Raw genomic sequence first — 15,210 nt, forward strand, 5'->3', positions numbered from 1 at the left:
TCGCTGTAATACAGGCCTTTCACATCCAATTTGCGTACTCGCTGGCTGCGTGCACCTCGCACGGTAGCGTATGCACACCCTCAATACGATTAATAATCAACCAATCATGAAAGAAATTTACAATCAAATCCTGCCTGAAAATTTTCAAGTGAACATAGATACTGTCGAATTTTCGATTGACGAGATCAGCCTTCAAATTCACGACGCTTTGATTTCCATTATCACCACCCCTGACGGAGAAATACTTCAAACCAGGACCAATCGAAAATCAATGCCAGCAACAGAGTATGGGCCGCCATTGCAATTTCGTTACAAATCGCGCCCAAGCTTATCAACCGGCGAGTTATTTGTCGAAGGATCGCCTTACGCACATCTTTATGGCCAAAATGTCTGGACCTCCGATAGCGTGCAAAACGCAACGGCACCAATTATCAAATTAATTTGCAAATTTTTAAAAACTCCAATAAATAAATCCATTAAATCCAAGTTAACTGATGGGAAAATAAAGCTGCATCGCATCGATCTGGCAGTTAATTTCCAACTTGAATCAGAAAATCATGTCAATTCCGCTATAACACAGCTTAAGCATTTGCTCGCTTCGCAGGGATGTCAGTCGCATCTACATCAGAGGTACGTGGCCTTGGCACCCAAAGGAAGCAAATACTATATGATTTCCGCGTACGCAAAAGGGTCGCAGATGCGCATCAATAAAAATTTGGATACCGAAACACATCAACGTCTCGTGCGTGCCTGCGAGCCGCTACTGCGAATTGAAGTTCGCCTTCGGAGCGCTGAACTCAGAAAACTGGGTTTAGCTTACGTTAGCGACTGGACCGATGACACCGCAAGGGAAGTATTTCGAAAATATTTTCATCGCCTTCCGTTAGAAGGAATATCCTTTGGAACCATTTCAGAAGAAGATTTCAAGAACGTCGACGACCGCATGCGCCCGATAGTTGTGTTGCACAAACTAGGCTTCTCGGATTGGCATCTCGCATATTCCGAAGCGACAAGGACTCGACACAAGGCATATTTTCGGCAGCGCGGGATAAATCTGGACTGCCCAACTCAAGCAGATGCTGAAACACCTTTAGTTACAGTTCTCGTCCGCAAGGGTGCAATATCGCCAACACCGGCCTGGCTCGTCAGAGCAGGCATGGCCCCGAAGCGTCGCCGATAAGTAACCGTCGGCGGTCATGGTTACGCACGTCTCTGCATCAATCTGCGCCCTAAAGCATTATCAATCGGGGCGCTTTTCTCTGGCACGCGCGACGATGCGTGGCACCTGCAAGCACTGACTTGCACGAACTGGCGCGGCCATCGGCACCGCGTATTCGCTTGACATCCCAATCAACCCGAACGTCTGGGGGTACTTATGGGGGTACTAAAAGCAGCGAGTATTTCCTCTTCTTTCAGAATCATGCATTTAGCAAAACTATTCCATTCCGGCCCTGGCACCAGTACTTCCTCCCGCAGTACTCCCCCCAAAAATTGCATCCCAATCCAGACTGCGCGTGCATTCTGCGCACGGAATCGCACCTGCTCCCGCAACCCTGCAAACCCGCGCGTCTATGCGAGAATGTCAGCGAGTCCGCACGGAGCGAGCATGACAGACATGACAAACGGCCGGGTCGCGACATCCGACTGTGCTAGCGAACCCATCCATATTCCTGGGGGCATCCAGCCACATGGATTCCTCATCAGCACGGCCGATGACGGCACCGTGCTGCAGGCCAGCGAAAACATCTCAGCCCTCACGGGCACCCCTGTAGAGCAGCTTCTTGGGCAACCTCTCGAACGCGTCCTCGGCGCGGCCGCGGCGCTCGCGCTCGATGCGTTACGCACGCTCGAAGCCGATGGCGTCCCTCTCTACGCAGGCTCGATAAACGATCCGCGCAACGTTGGCAGCGAGCGCGTTTCGCCGCTGGCTGTCGTGGTGCATCGCCTCGACGGCGTCGGCATTGTCGAACTCGAACCGGCCCGGGGCACGGCCGACGTGTTCTCGTCGATCTATCCACTTGTCCGCACGTTTATCAACCGCCTGCAAGAGGTTCAGAGTGTCGACGGGCTCGCGGCACTAGCCGCGCAAGAGGTGCACCGCATTGCCGGCTTCGGCCGCACGCTTGTCTACAGCTTCGACCACGATGGTCATGGACATGTCCATGCCGAAGCGATCGAACCAGGCTACCCGTCGTATCTCGACCAGCATTTCCCCGCCTCCGATATTCCCGCCCAGGCGCGCGCGCTCTATGTGCGCAATCGCATTCGCCTGATCGCCGACGCGGACTACCTACCCGCGCCGCTCGTTCCAGCCCTGCACCCGACCACGGGCCGGCCGACCGATCTCACGTACTCGTCACTGCGCAGCGTTTCGCCGGTGCACGTCCAATACATGAAGAACATGGGGACGTGGTCCTCCATGTCGATGTCGATCGTAGTGCGCGGCAAGCTATGGGGGTTGATCTCCTGCCATCACGCAACGGCGCGCGTCCCGCCATTCGAGGTGCGCACCGCCTGCGAACATATCGCGCAGGTCCTCTCGCTGCAGGTCGAAGCCAAGGAAGAGCGTGAAGAGGCGGAGTACCGGATCGAACTGCGGCGCCGGCAATCGCGCCTGCTTGCCGCAATGGCCAATACCGAAAACTTTGTCGACACGCTCGCCGAGGATCCGAAGGAACTGCTAGGGCTGACCGACGCGACCGGCGCGGCTATCGTGTTCGATGGGCGCATCGTACTGGTTGGCGCGACACCTGCGGCGGCCGAGGTCGATAAACTGGTCGCGTGGATGGACACCCGTCCCGACGACATCTACTCGACCGACGCGCTGGCCGCCGTGCGCGACACGTCCATCGAGCCGGATTGCGCGGGCATTCTCTCCGTATCGATTTCGAAGCTGTTCCGGAATTACATCATCTGGTTTCGCGCCGAGGTGATACGCACGGTGAAGTGGGCCGGCGATCCCCGCAACAAACTTGCGTCGCTCTCCGCATCGCTCTCGCCGCGCGAAAGCTTCGATGCGTGGACCGAAACCGTTCGCGGCCGCTCGCAGCCGTGGCGCCCCGCGGAGCTGGAAATTGCGGCGGAATTTCGCACGGCGATGCTCGGCGTCGTTCTGCGCCGCGCTGAAGAACTCGCGCAACTCGCTATGGAAGTGGGCCGCGCCAACCAGGAACTCGAAGGCTTTTCCTATACGGTGTCGCACGATTTGCGCGCACCGCTGCGGCATATCGTCGGCTTCGCCGATCTGCTCCGCGAGATGGAATCGTCGCGCCTGTCTGAACGAGGCAAGCACTTTGTCGAGCGCATCGTTGCGTCGGCGCGCTTCGGTGGCGAGCTGGTCGACGATCTGCTCGCATTCTCGCAGATGGGCCGCGCCGCACTGCGACCGCAAAACGTCGATTTGCGCTCTTTGGTGGACGGCCTGATTGCAGACGAGCGAAAACAATCCAGCGACACGCAGATCGAATGGCGCGCCGGCCCACTGTGTAGCGTTACGGCTGACGCGGTACTGATTCATGTCGTACTGCGAAATCTGCTCGAGAACGCGGTAAAATTCAGCCAGCATCGTCGCGGGCCGGATGAACATCCGATCATTGAAATTGGCAGCGAGGAAGGCGAACGGGAGTTGGCCGAGCAGCACGTGTTTTATGTGCGCGACAACGGCGTCGGCTTCGACATGCGCTACGTCGACAAACTGTTCGGTGTGTTTCAGCGGCTGCATCGCTTCGAAGAATTCGAAGGCACGGGCATTGGCCTTGCCAGCGTCAAACGGATTATCGAGCGGCACGGCGGCAAAACGTGGGCAGTCGGCGAAATCGACAAAGGCGCAACGGTCTATTTTTCCTTGCCGAAGGTCTTCGCCGCCGAGGCAGCTGACTACGATGAAACGGCCGCGGCTGTCGCGCGTCTCACGGCATTTTCTCCCGGCCGTCCGTTTCGGCCCGTGCCCAAAGAGCCAACCAACGACGCATCGACGGATTCAGCAGAGTCAACGTAAAGGAACGCAGCGTGTTAAGACCCATCCTCTTAGTGGAAGACAATCCTAACGACATCGAGCTGACACTGATTGCGCTCGAGAAATCGCGCCTTGCGAATCCGGTCGTATCCGTACGCGACGGCGCGGAGGCGCTCGATTATCTGCGGCGCGAAGGACAATGGAGCACACGCACGGACGAGAATCCCGCGGTCATTTTGCTGGACAAGAAATTGCCGAAGATCGACGGCCACGAGGTGTTGAAAAGCGTGCGCGCCGACGACCGCCTGAAAAGAATTCCGGTCGTGATGCTGACGTCCTCGCGTGAAGAGAAAGATTTACTGCGCAGCTACGATCTCGGCGTGAATGCCTATGTCGTGAAGCCGGTAGAGTTCGACGACTTCATGGCTGCGATCAGCGATCTCGGTATGTTCTGGGCAGTCCTTAACGAACCGCCGCCTTATACCGACTGAGCGGGACCGAAGGTTCGCCAGGTGCGCCGGTCGTCCGGCGTTCGACTGAATGCACTTCGAAGATGCTAAATCGGCGCCATCATTGATAAAGCGGCAACAGGACGTGAAACGTGGCGCCCTGCCCACGCCCGGCGCTTTCGGCAAACACACTGCCGTCGTGCAGATCGACCAGATGCTTGACCAGCCACAGGCCCAGCCCTAAACCGCCCACACGCCCCGCGCCCTCTGCACCGATCTGTTCGAACCGTTCGAAGATCCGGCCTAACGCCTCAGCCTCGATCCCCGAGCCGCTATCGCGCACGCTCAGTTCCGCCTTGTCGCCGTTCACGCCGACAACCAGTTCGACGGTACCGCTCGCAGAGAATTTGACGGCGTTCGACAACAGATTCCACACCACCTGTTTCATACGGCTTTCGTCTGCCATCACCAGGCAGGAGCGTATGTCATCCGCTTTCAGACGCAGTCCCTTGGCCTCGGCCTTCATGCGGATGTCTTCCGCCACATTGCCGGCTAGCGCACCGAGGTCCACGGGCTGCCGGTTGACCGATAGTTTGCCGGTGGCGATCGCGCCGCTATCGAGCAGATCGTCGACCATATGCGACAACTGCCGGGCGTTGCGTTCGATCACATCGGTTACGCGCACAACATGTGAAGCGTCGCCTGCACGCTGTAACAGCGCCGTCCACGAGAGGATCGCACCGAGGGGCGAACGCAGCTCATGACTGACCGCCGTGACAAAATGATCCATGGCGCGGGCGGCGCGATCGCTTTCTTCGCGAGCACGTTTCTCCGCTTGCGCGATGGCCTGCTGCTCGAGCTCGGCCTCTTTGCGCCGGGTGATATCGAGGGTGAAACCGAGCATTGATTTAAGCGTGCCGTCCCCGAGATAACGTCCCGCGGCGCGCACCAGAATCCAATGCACGGATTGCGCTGGCCAGACCACCCGGTATTCGACTTCGAACGGCTCACGGTTCTCGATCGCATGCAGCATGGTCTCGCGTACGCGCGCGCGATCGTCGGGATACACGAGTTCGGTAAAGAAGCGGTGCTCATCGAGCGCCACGTCGGAAGGCAGCCCCAGGTTGGCCTTGCACTGGGCCGTGCAATCGATGGCGCCAGTCGACGGATTGAGTTCCCAGGCGCCCACATGCGCAAACGCCAGCGCCTGCTGGAATTGCTCCTGATGGTCGCGCAGCTGCGCGGTCGCCTCTTCCACCAGTACCTGGCGCAGGCGCGCCTGTGAGCGCAACTTGGCGCGCTCGCGCTGGTTGCGCTCGTTGGCCGCAATGCTTGCGGTGACATCGAGCACGCATAGCGCTATCAGTCGCCCTTGCGCCGCCCCCCCGGGCATCATGCTGGCCTTGATTTGCCAATAACGCACATCGGGACGGCTCGCTTCGAGGCCACCCGCTGCCATGTCGTAGCGCAGCAGCGGTGACAGACGCATTTCTCCGGGCACCAGATTGTCCAGCGCGTCTCCAAGCCAGGCACGGCGTTCGTTGCGTTGCTGCTCGGAACCGAACTGGTTGATGTCGTAGACCGAGCGCCCCTGTATTTCGGCCAGCGTTACGCCGAGCACGCTCAGATAACGCGCGTTGGCCAGAACCACGACCCGCTGTTCGTCAAGGATGAGGTAAGCATCGGGCAGCAAATCGAACACCGACGCCGGGTCGATGGAGGACGCTGCTGTCTGCTCTCGGGAAGGTCTATCCATAGTCCGAAACTTTACCCGAAACCAGAAAGCTTGACCGCAGGGTTTGGGCCAGCATTCCCGGCATATCTTCGGCACGAGGCCGCCAGGCACCGTGAAGCACGAACCATCAGGCGTGGTCGGTAAAAACTCCCCCGGCATGCCTGCTCGAATGCGGTAAAAGTTCAAGCAAGCTATCGAATGCGTGTCTTGCGCCCTCGCAGGCGCTCAGCACCGCAGCGCCTTCCGTTACGTCCTGCTGTAAACCCTGGACGAACCGATGCCAGCGCGGCCCGACCGGTTCGCCATTGCCAGCCAGATAGCGCAACGGGTGCGGCGCCAGTTGTGCGTGCAACCTTTTATAAAGCACCGCGCCGCCCAGTTGCGATCCTTCCACGACGTAGCACACGCCCCAACGGTAGGCGGGATTGTCGCCGTGAGCGCGCGGCAACGCTCGGGGCTTCGCGTCATTCGTCCGCTCACTCAACCCGGCAATCGCGTCGTGCGCCAGATCGCTTTCGATTAACGGCAGACGCCGCAACGGTGTCAGCGTCCGGGGATCCTGCGGACCATCCGCGAAACCCGCAAGCCAGCTTTCGATTGGACCCAGCCACGCCTTTAGCAGCAACAGATGATCGCGATAATCGGCAATGGACGGATGCGGTTTCGCCAGCGGCATCGAGGAGTCGAGTGTGGCATGTCGTTGCGCGGTGGCCGCGCGCAGCGCGGCAAGGACGTCCGGGGAATGCGGTGAAGATGCGGCCACGAAGTGTTCCAAAGCGGATAACGATCCATGCATTCTATCTGGCGCGGCGCGCGGTCGAATTTCGGCCGGGCATGAAGGTACGGCACGACGCAGGGCCTCCTGAACGAGGCTCCGGGCGCCAGGCTCAACGCGTAGCGTGAACAGCGCCCGCCCGCCGCCGCTTCACCACATAACCCACCCACATCACCAGCAACCACACCGGCACCAGCCACACCGAAACCGACAACCCCGGCGTCATCGCGAGAATAACCAGAATCATCGCCATGAACGCCAGGCAGATCCAGTTGCTGACCGGAAACCAGAACGACCTAAACACCAGCGCCTGCCCTGCCGCCACCATCGCCTTGCGAGACTTCAGATGCGTGAGGCTGATCAGCGACCAGTTCAGCACCAGCGCGGCCACCACGCAAGTGTTCCCGGCCCCGGGGGCCAGGAAACCGGCCCCAACCCGAAAGACCGGGGAAAGCTCGGGTCGAAGCGGCTCATAGTTGGAGACACGCGCGGCCTTCCGCTGGCCATCACCATCACGGGCGCTAACCGACATGACTCGATGGCATTCGAGCCCACGCTCGATGCCATTCTGGCAGTCTCGGGCCTGCGTGGACAGCCGCGCAACCGCTTAGGCAAGTTGCGTGCAGAAAAGGGATATGACTTTGCCCGCTGTCGGCGTTACCTGAAGCCGCGCGGTATTACGGCACATATCGCCCATCGCGCGGTGGAAAGCAAGGAGCGGTTCGGGCGGCATCGCTGGGCGTCGAGCGCACGCATGCCTGGTTTGCTGGTTTCGGCAAACTGCGCATTCGCTTCGAGCAGCATCTCGACATCCATCCCCTGCGGATTCAAATGAGGACATGGCAGACTGAATTCGCGGCCAACTGCTCGCCCGATACAGTTTGAAATAACGAGGAAGTAGATAAAAAATCTGAATGCACGCACACCAAGCCTCTTCTAAAGCCAATCCCAAAAATCCGCGCCACATTCTTGTACGCAATCTTTCGATCAGCGTATCCGTTCTCGCAGGCATTGACCGCATGAGTAACCGCACGCACGTCATCGTTGTCAGCCACGGCATTTACTGCGCGCTTATGGGGGCAGCTTTACGCAGACGCCCCAGTCGAGCCTCTTGGGGAAGTCTGAGGTGATCACTTTGCGCCAATGGAGTGATAAGTTTCCCTGGTAATGGATTGATAGGCGCTCTCATGAATGGAGGCATCATTGCCGCAAACAAGATTTGAAATCTCGCCCTGCTTTTTGTATATAACGATGCCGGCAGAAAATGTTGGCCCCTCGTCGCTTTTGATCGTCTTGTCATATAGATAATAGGTGTATTCCTGGTTTGAAAATCGAACATGAGCCTCTCCACCTCCTGAGTATGGGATATTAGAAAAATAGAAAACAGGCGCGCTTTTGTTATCGCTACTTGACAACTCGAAGCAAATCTTTCCACCGACTCCATTGCGATACGTCAAAGCACTCCTATCCGTGGATTGGCATAGCGATGAAGTTGATTTAGGCAGTTCGCAATTGAAGATCGTCAATTCTCCCAATTTACACATCCCCTCTGCATGAGCGGCTATTGCGATAGTCAAATTAACAATCAATGTGATGATGATTTTTAATTTTTTCATGAATTACTCTGCTTCCAGATTTAAAGTAGGTGCAATCGCGTTGAATCGGCGCAATCGATCCGAGTATCCTGTTTGCCCTCCGTTCACAACCTGAGTCACGTCTTTGACAGTTCCGGAATCAGCAACGGAATTCAGATTGGTACGTGCCCAAAACACAAAGGCTGATTCGACGGCATATTCGGCATTTGAGAACACAAGATCAGGGTTTTCGACAAAATCCTGTCGATCATCTGGCGATCTCCGATTATGCTCATCTTGAAATGACTGATACCCGCTCTTGCCCGTTACTTGAATAAATCCGCGTCCGCGATATTTATACCCATCACCGCTGTCTTCGGCGCCATTTTCCATTCGGTTCGCATATACATAATCAGCGAGATGCTTCGGATTATGGGCATAATATTGCGATTGCCCCCAAAGTTTTTCCCTTAATCTTCCGTGCGTACAATCGTCGCAACGGGAATCATAATTCTTTGGGCCGCCTTTACAGCCAAAGGTTTTTCTCATATTTTGCGGGCTATAGCTTAACTCTTCCTCGGACGCGCGCAGTCGGCTTTCGTGCGCTGCTTGCGAAAGAAAGTGCGCAATTCTTTTTGGTTTATTAACCAGATAGATTGCTGCATACTTGTTCAAGTAAGGTAAAATAGTTTGATAATAATCAGTCGAATTTGATGGCTCAACCGCCACTAACATTTCTAGCGTTATTAGTTGGCTTTGATTCATAAAATTGCCCACCAGTCCGATTGGGTGAATATGCCAAACGTCCGGGCTGGCGGGAAAGCCGTTGATCGCGCTCGCCTTGTCCCACCATTTCAGCTTTTCGATACGCTCAAGCTCGGTCTGCCAGATAGGCTTGCCGTCGTCACCCATCAGCGGCGACAACGCTTCCCACTTGCTCATGTCGCCGCCCCATTCGCTTTCGTAGCTGACGATCAGGTGCGAAACCACTTCCGCCAGCCATGGCACGGTCAACGCCTTCTTCAGGTCAGCCGGAACCAGCACGTTCCCGTTGCCGCTACCCCCACGCTTCACCGCCTTCTCCAGCTTCGCGATTAACGGACTGGCGTTCGCCTTCGTAGCAACGGGGCTGAATGCCTGTTCCTCGCCGTCGAGCAACTGCTTCGTCTCAAACAGGTTGCGCCGGTACAGGTCAATTACGGGGATTCCGGTCGTATCAACCGTATCGAAATCCGGCCACGCCCACGGGCTTTGCCATAGCGTTTCGAGGTGGCCCTTCTCGCACACCCAGCCGTAGATCGCCTTGCCGTCACTGTCGCCCGCATCAATTGACCACCATTGTGTGGGCGTCCCTTGGTTCTTCCTCTCGTCCGCCGCCCTTCTGTCATCGGGAAGCTGGTCAAGCTGGGCGCGTGAAAATACCTCTTGGTAGCCGACCGCCGACCCTTGCGCATTGGCAAGCTGCAACGGGAAGTCCGTCCACGTCTGCACCGTCGCACCGGCAACCTTGCCCGCGTACTTGCGTTCAACCCATAGTGGACTGCCTACGAGCGTGCCGCTGACTTGACGGGTATGACCGTGGCCGTGCGCGCCGGATTGTGCCGCAATCCGGGTCGGCTGCACCTTGGCCCAGCATCCCTTGCCAGGATCGCCCAGCGCGAGTGCAAGCGTGAGACCCGCCAGTTGAGCGTTGCTTTGCGAATCGGAGGGTTCGACGAATTTTGTCCCCTGCCGGATCACCAGCAGGGACTTTCCGCCAGGGACCTTATCACCCAGTTTGTTCGCGCGCTCCCGGCTCTTCTGGATGAAATCGTTGATCTGCGCGCCGGTAAAGACCTCGACGTGAAGCAGCGGTCGCACCGGCGTGGGTGGGAACGCGCTCGACTGGGTGGAGTTCTGATACTCGCCCAGGTAGCCCACTAGATCGCCCGCGCGAACCTCGAACGGCGTATCAAGCACAACGACCGTATCCAGCGGTTTCGGATCGGTGACTCCGTCGAGTTCGTCAAGGTTCACCCAGCCCGTAGCGGCGCGCGGGTCGGGCGTCACGCCTGCGACGGCTGCAACCGGCACGCCCGTCGAAATGGCTGCGATCTGCGCCCATCCTTTCGCTGCATTGCCAACGATGGTGAGTTCGCCACCGCGGGGCAACAGGCCGATTACCGATCCCGATGCGCGGTCGCAAATGCGAACACCGGTCTGCGATGCATCGGTATTCTGGGCGGCGTCAACCGGACTGGCCGGCGACACAGGCAACTTGTCCTTCGCTTTCGCGCCGACCCGAAAAAGCCGGTCGCCCTGCCAGAAAGGCAACCGGCGAATCGAAGGCACAGACTGCGCGCTACTGCTGTCCGCCTGTTCGGCTGCCTGGTAACCCGCCCAGTCAAGCTGGTGCATGTAAAGGCTATAGAATTCCAACACCTCGTCGGGGGGCGGCTGATACGTCTGTGGGGCCTGCGCGCCGCTCGCGCCCGCCGGAGTCGCAGCGGGCGCCGATGCCACTGACGCACCAGCCGGTGAATCGGCGGCCTTCGGCGCGGGCGGCAACACAAGCTTGTGACGCACCAGCACAAACCCCGTCGAATACAGCGCGTAGCGGGGTGGCGTGGTCGGATAAGTCAGTTCGGGATACGCCGAATCCAGCCGGTACGCGACGACCTCGCCATCGGCAATGACTTTGACGCCATCGCCCTGCTTAAGGTCGCCGCCGGTTCCCGCATCGAAGTGGATACCGCCGTGGAACATGCCGTTTCGACCCAGCGGATAGAATCCACCGTCCGCTCCTGCGAGCGCATCGAGCCAGGTCTGGGGATCGGCTGAATCGCCGCTGGCAGGTGTGAACGGGAAGCTCCAGTTCAGCGGCTGCCATTGTGGCGGAGGAGGGGTAGGTGACACTGGCGCTGCGGGATGATGCGAATGACTGTGTGTAGCCATGTGCTTCGCGTACTCCTGTCAGTTTGCGTGTGTACTGAATCGCGAGCGCCGCGTGCCGGCTTTCAATGGGGCGGCGTGCGCGAATTGATGGACACGGCCTCGTGCAACAGAACTACAAAGGTAAGGAGGGCCGCGATGCGGGGCTAATTTCGCCCTTAAAGCCTTTTACCCTGCGAGCTATCTCGATTCAATCCAGCAAAGTCTAAAAATTTGTCATTTATTGTCGAGGCGCAATGCGGCTGGGATCGCGGCTGACTGACCAAGTACCGCTATACGTGCATCGGCGTAGGAAACGGCCATGAGGCCGTTCCCCTGCCCCCTGCATGCGGGTCCGCACGGGGCGGTTCGGAAAGTTGAGGTTATGAGAGTCGGGGTAGGCGCATCTGGTCGAAGTAACCGTGGGTCATCAGGCCGTTGAGCAGTTGAGCGCTGTTGCGCCCCTTGATCAGTAGGCCCAACCGTTATCGCAAAACGCCAACAACCGCCCCCGCCCGCCGCCGCTTCACCACATAACCCACCCACATCACCAGCAACCACACCGGCACCAGCCACACCGAAACCGACAACCCCGGCGTCATCGCGAGAATCACCAGAACCATCGCCATGAACGCCAGGCAGATCCAGTTGCTGACCGGAAACCAGAACGACCTGAACACCAGCGTCTGCCCTGCCGCCACCATCGCCTTGCGCGACTTCAGATGCGTGAGGCTGATCAACGACCAGTTCAGCACCAGCGCGGCCACCACCAGCGCCATCAGCACACCGAGCGCTTCCGAAGGAATCAGGTAGTTGATGATCACGCAGGCAAATGTCGCCAGCGCGGACAGGCCAATCGCCAGATACGGCACGCCACGACGATCGACCTTCATCAGCGCGCGCGGCGCGTTGCCCTGCTCCGCGAGGCCATAAAGCATGCGGCTATTCGCATACACACCGCTGTTGTAGACAGACAGCGCGGCCGTCAGCACCACGATGTTGAGAATATTCGCCGTAAGCGTCGAGCCGATCTGCGAGAAGATCATCACGAACGGGCTGCCGCCGGCCGCCACCTGATTCCACGGATACAGCGACAGCAGCACCACCAGCGAGAGGATGTAAAAAATCAGAATCCGGTAGATCACCTGATTCACCGCCTTGGGAATGCTCTTGCGCGGCTCATCCGCCTCGGCCGCCGTGATGCCGATCAGCTCCAGGCCGCCGAAGGAAAACATGATCACAGCCAGCATCATGAAGAGGCCATGAAACCCGTGCGGAAAGAAGCCACCATTGGCCCAGAGATTGGTGATCGACGCTTGCGGTCCACCATGGCCGCTAATCAGCAGATAGCCGCCGAACAGGATCATGCCGATCACCGCCACCACCTTGACGATCGCGAACCAGAACTCGGTCTCGCCGTAGGCCTTCACATTCGCCAGATTGATCGCGTTGATGCCGACGAAGCACACCAGCGCCGACGCCCAGGCCGGCACACCAGGCCACCAGAAATGCACGTACGTTCCCACAGCCGTCAACTCGGCCATGCTGACCAGCACGTAGAGCACCCAGTAATTCCAGCCCGACAGAAAGCCTGGGAAATCACCCCAGTACTTGTAGGCAAAATGGCTAAACGAACCCGCCACCGGTTCTTGCGCGACCATCTCGCCGAGCTGCCGCATGATCATGAATGCGATGACGCCGCCGATCGCGTAGCCGAGAATCATGGACGGGCCGGCCGCCTGCAACACGCTAGCTGAACCGAGGAACAAGCCGGTGCCGATCGCCCCGCCCAGCGCAATGAGCTGGATGTGACGATTTTTCAGCCCGCGCTTCAGGCCCTCTTGCTGCTGTGGACTATTCAAAATTGCGCCTCAGTGTGTCTCTGTGTGTGGATATCGGTCACCAGGCCAGATTCATGGCCTCGCCTGGAAAAGCCAAAGATTTTAGCCTGTCCGATGTGACCGGGCACTGGGACCAATCCGCGACATGGGACGAACCCGCGACGCGCGACGCAGAAGCAGCAGCAGACCGTTGCCAATAGTGTTAGCGCAGATTCGTATTCGCCAGTTCCACCACTTCATCGCCACGCCCGTTGAGCACCGCACGCAACATATACAGACTGAAGCCCTTGGCCTGCGCCCACTGGATCTTCGGCGGCATGGCGAGCTCGTGCTTTGCCGTGACGACGTCGATCACCGCTGGGCCGGGATGCGCGAACGCATCACGCAAGGCGTCGCCAATTGCTTCGGAATCCTCCACACGTACGCTATAGATGCCAGCACCTTTCGCAATAGCGGCGAAATCGGTGGCGCTAAGGTCCGTGCCGCTATCGAGGTAACCGCCAGCTTTCATCTCCATGGCCACGAAGCCCAGCGAGCTGTTGTTGTACACGACCACCTTGATCGGCAGATCGAGTTGTCGTGCTGTCAGCAGATCGCCGAGCAGCATCGAGAGGCCGCCGTCGCCCGATAGCGAGATCACCTGCCGATCCGGCTGCGCGGCTTTGGCGCCGAGCGCCTGCGGCATGGCGTTCGCCATCGAGCCGTGATTGAACGAGCCGTGCAAAGTGCGCTTGCCATTCATCGTCAGATAGCGGGCGGCCCACAGGGTCGGCGTGCCGACGTCGACGGTGAACACCGCATCCTCGTCGGCGATCTCATCGACGATGCTCGTCAGGTATTGCGGATGAATAGGCTTACCGGGATCGGATGGCCGCGCGAGGTCGTCGAGGGTGAGCCGCGCGGCAAAGTAATGGGTGCGGGCCCGTTCGATAAAGTCGCGATCGGTCTTGCGGGTGAGCTTCGGCAACAGCGCTTGCAGGGTAGGCTTGATGTCGCCGACTAAACCCATCTTCAATGGCGTACGTTTGCCGAGCGCGCTACCCCGGCGATCGATCTGCACCACATTGCCATGCGACGGATAAAAGTTGCGATACGGAAAATCCGTGCCGAGCATGACAAGCGTATCGGACGACATCATGGCGTAGTAGCCCGAGCTAAAACCGATCAGGCCCGTCATACCGACATCGTACGGATTATCCCATTCGACGTACTGTTTGCCGCGCAACGCATGGACGGTCGGCGCGCCGAGCGCGTCGGCCAGTGCGACCACTTCGTCGTGCGCCCCTGCGCAACCGCTGCCGCACAACAGCGTGACGCCTTCGGCCTGGTTCAGCAGCTCGGCGAGTCTGTCTATATCCGCAGCGGCAGGCAACAGCGTAGCCGGCTCCAACGTGCCCGCCCATGCCGGGACTTCATCGGGTGCTTCGCCGAGCGCCACATCGCCGGGCAAAACGATCACGGCCACGCCCTGCTGTTCGATCGCCGTGTGCATCGCGGTGGCCAGAACGCGTGGGAACTGCGACGGGTTCGTCACGAGTTCGACGTAGTGACTGCACTCCTTGAAGAGCTCCTGCGGATGCGTCTCCTGAAAGTAACCGAGGCCAATTTCCGATGACGGAATATGCGCCGCGATGGCGAGCACAGGTTGATGGTTGCGATGGCAGTCGTACAGGCCGTTGATCAGATGCAGATTGCCGGGACCGCAACTACCGGCGCAGACCGCGAGCTTGCCGGTGGCGGCAGCGTCGGCACCCGCGGCGAAAGCGGCGACTTCTTCGTGGCGGGTGTGCATCCAGCGGATCGAACCTAGGCGGTAGAGGCTGTCGGACAGGCCATTCAGGCTGTCGCCGGTCACGCCCCAGATACGTTCGACTCCCGCCGCGTGAAGCGTTTTTGCCAGGAAGTCTGCAATAGTCTGTTTGCTCATGCTCTGCTCCGCCAAAGAAGAGAGAAGTGCACGCGGATGTCATG

10 protein-coding genes and 1 pseudogene are annotated in these 15,210 nt (G+C 58.7%); 4 read left to right on the forward strand and 7 right to left on the reverse strand.

The window, feature by feature from the left end; translation table 11 throughout:
- Nucleotides 1-106: 106 nt before the first annotated feature.
- The 3 genes from P3T24_RS25455 (at nucleotide 107) to P3T24_RS25465 (ending at nucleotide 4,446) form a co-directional block, all read left to right on the forward strand.
- A complete protein-coding gene (locus tag P3T24_RS25455; RefSeq protein WP_429439026.1) occupies nucleotides 107-1,180 on the forward strand; it encodes a phage/plasmid replication protein, II/X family in 1,074 nt (357 codons plus the stop codon).
- Nucleotides 1,181-1,606: 426 nt separating this feature from the next.
- Nucleotides 1,607-3,997 (forward strand): ATP-binding protein, encoded by a 2,391-nt coding sequence (locus tag P3T24_RS25460; protein ID WP_429439028.1) that lies wholly within the window; start codon nucleotides 1,607-1,609, stop codon nucleotides 3,995-3,997.
- Between the two features lie 11 nt (nucleotides 3,998-4,008).
- On the forward strand, nucleotides 4,009-4,446 hold the full coding sequence (locus P3T24_RS25465; RefSeq protein WP_074263580.1) for a response regulator: 438 nt from the start codon (nucleotides 4,009-4,011) through the stop codon (nucleotides 4,444-4,446).
- 79 nt (nucleotides 4,447-4,525) lie between these two features.
- Here P3T24_RS25465 and P3T24_RS25470 read toward each other — a convergent pair whose 3' ends face one another.
- The 3 genes and pseudogenes from P3T24_RS25470 to P3T24_RS25480 all read right to left on the reverse strand — a co-directional run.
- Nucleotides 4,526-6,160, reverse strand: a complete 1,635-nt coding sequence (locus P3T24_RS25470) for a PAS domain-containing sensor histidine kinase (protein ID WP_429439031.1) — start codon at nucleotides 6,158-6,160, stop codon at nucleotides 4,526-4,528.
- A 106-nt stretch (nucleotides 6,161-6,266) separates the two neighbouring features.
- The gene (locus P3T24_RS25475) at nucleotides 6,267-6,902 is read right to left on the reverse strand and encodes a biliverdin-producing heme oxygenase (protein ID WP_429439034.1); all 636 of its coding nucleotides are present in this window, start codon (nucleotides 6,900-6,902) and stop codon (nucleotides 6,267-6,269) included.
- 124 nt (nucleotides 6,903-7,026) lie between these two features.
- Nucleotides 7,027-7,308 (reverse strand): annotated as a pseudogene (locus P3T24_RS25480) (aromatic amino acid transporter AroP); the annotation flags it as partial.
- On the opposite strand from P3T24_RS25480, the gene P3T24_RS25485 reads away from it, so the two are divergent.
- Entirely contained in the window at nucleotides 7,261-7,749 is a 489-nt protein-coding gene (locus P3T24_RS25485; protein WP_429439036.1) for a transposase, read from the forward strand. The pseudogene P3T24_RS25480 and the gene P3T24_RS25485 sit on opposite strands and share 48 nt — an antisense overlap.
- Nucleotides 7,750-8,044: 295 nt before the next feature.
- Here P3T24_RS25485 and P3T24_RS25490 read toward each other — a convergent pair whose 3' ends face one another.
- From P3T24_RS25490 to poxB, 4 genes are all read right to left on the reverse strand, one after another.
- Entirely contained in the window at nucleotides 8,045-8,530 is a 486-nt protein-coding gene (locus P3T24_RS25490; RefSeq protein ID WP_429439039.1) for a hypothetical protein, read from the reverse strand.
- Between the two features lie 3 nt (nucleotides 8,531-8,533).
- Nucleotides 8,534-11,422, reverse strand: a complete 2,889-nt coding sequence (locus tag P3T24_RS25495) for a muramidase (protein ID WP_429439042.1) — start codon at nucleotides 11,420-11,422, stop codon at nucleotides 8,534-8,536.
- Between the two features lie 461 nt (nucleotides 11,423-11,883).
- Nucleotides 11,884-13,260, reverse strand: a complete 1,377-nt coding sequence (locus tag P3T24_RS25500) for an amino acid permease (RefSeq protein ID WP_429439044.1) — start codon at nucleotides 13,258-13,260, stop codon at nucleotides 11,884-11,886.
- Nucleotides 13,261-13,441: 181 nt separating this feature from the next.
- Complete coding sequence (gene poxB, locus P3T24_RS25505; protein WP_429439047.1) at nucleotides 13,442-15,166, reverse strand: ubiquinone-dependent pyruvate dehydrogenase; 1,725 nt, start codon at nucleotides 15,164-15,166, stop codon at nucleotides 13,442-13,444.
- Nucleotides 15,167-15,210: the final 44 nt, after the last annotated feature.

The sequence above is a fragment of the Paraburkholderia sp. GAS33 genome, from assembly GCF_050436645.1.
GTDB lineage: Bacteria > Pseudomonadota > Gammaproteobacteria > Burkholderiales > Burkholderiaceae > Paraburkholderia > Paraburkholderia phenazinium_B.

Excerpts from the sequence above, each read along its gene's own strand:
- P3T24_RS25460 (WP_429439028.1), top strand. The coding sequence starts at position 1,607 with ATGACAGACATGACAAACGGCCGGGTCGCGACATCCGACTGTGCTAGC.
- P3T24_RS25490 (WP_429439039.1), bottom strand. The coding sequence starts at position 8,530 with ATGAAAAAATTAAAAATCATCATCACATTGATTGTTAATTTGACTATC.
- P3T24_RS25485 (WP_429439036.1), top strand. The coding sequence starts at position 7,261 with ATGCGTGAGGCTGATCAGCGACCAGTTCAGCACCAGCGCGGCCACCAC.
- poxB (WP_429439047.1), bottom strand. The coding sequence starts at position 15,166 with ATGAGCAAACAGACTATTGCAGACTTCCTGGCAAAAACGCTTCACGCG.
- P3T24_RS25470 (WP_429439031.1), bottom strand. The coding sequence starts at position 6,160 with ATGGATAGACCTTCCCGAGAGCAGACAGCAGCGTCCTCCATCGACCCG.
- P3T24_RS25495 (WP_429439042.1), bottom strand. The coding sequence starts at position 11,422 with ATGGCTACACACAGTCATTCGCATCATCCCGCAGCGCCAGTGTCACCT.
- P3T24_RS25455 (WP_429439026.1), top strand. The coding sequence starts at position 107 with ATGAAAGAAATTTACAATCAAATCCTGCCTGAAAATTTTCAAGTGAAC.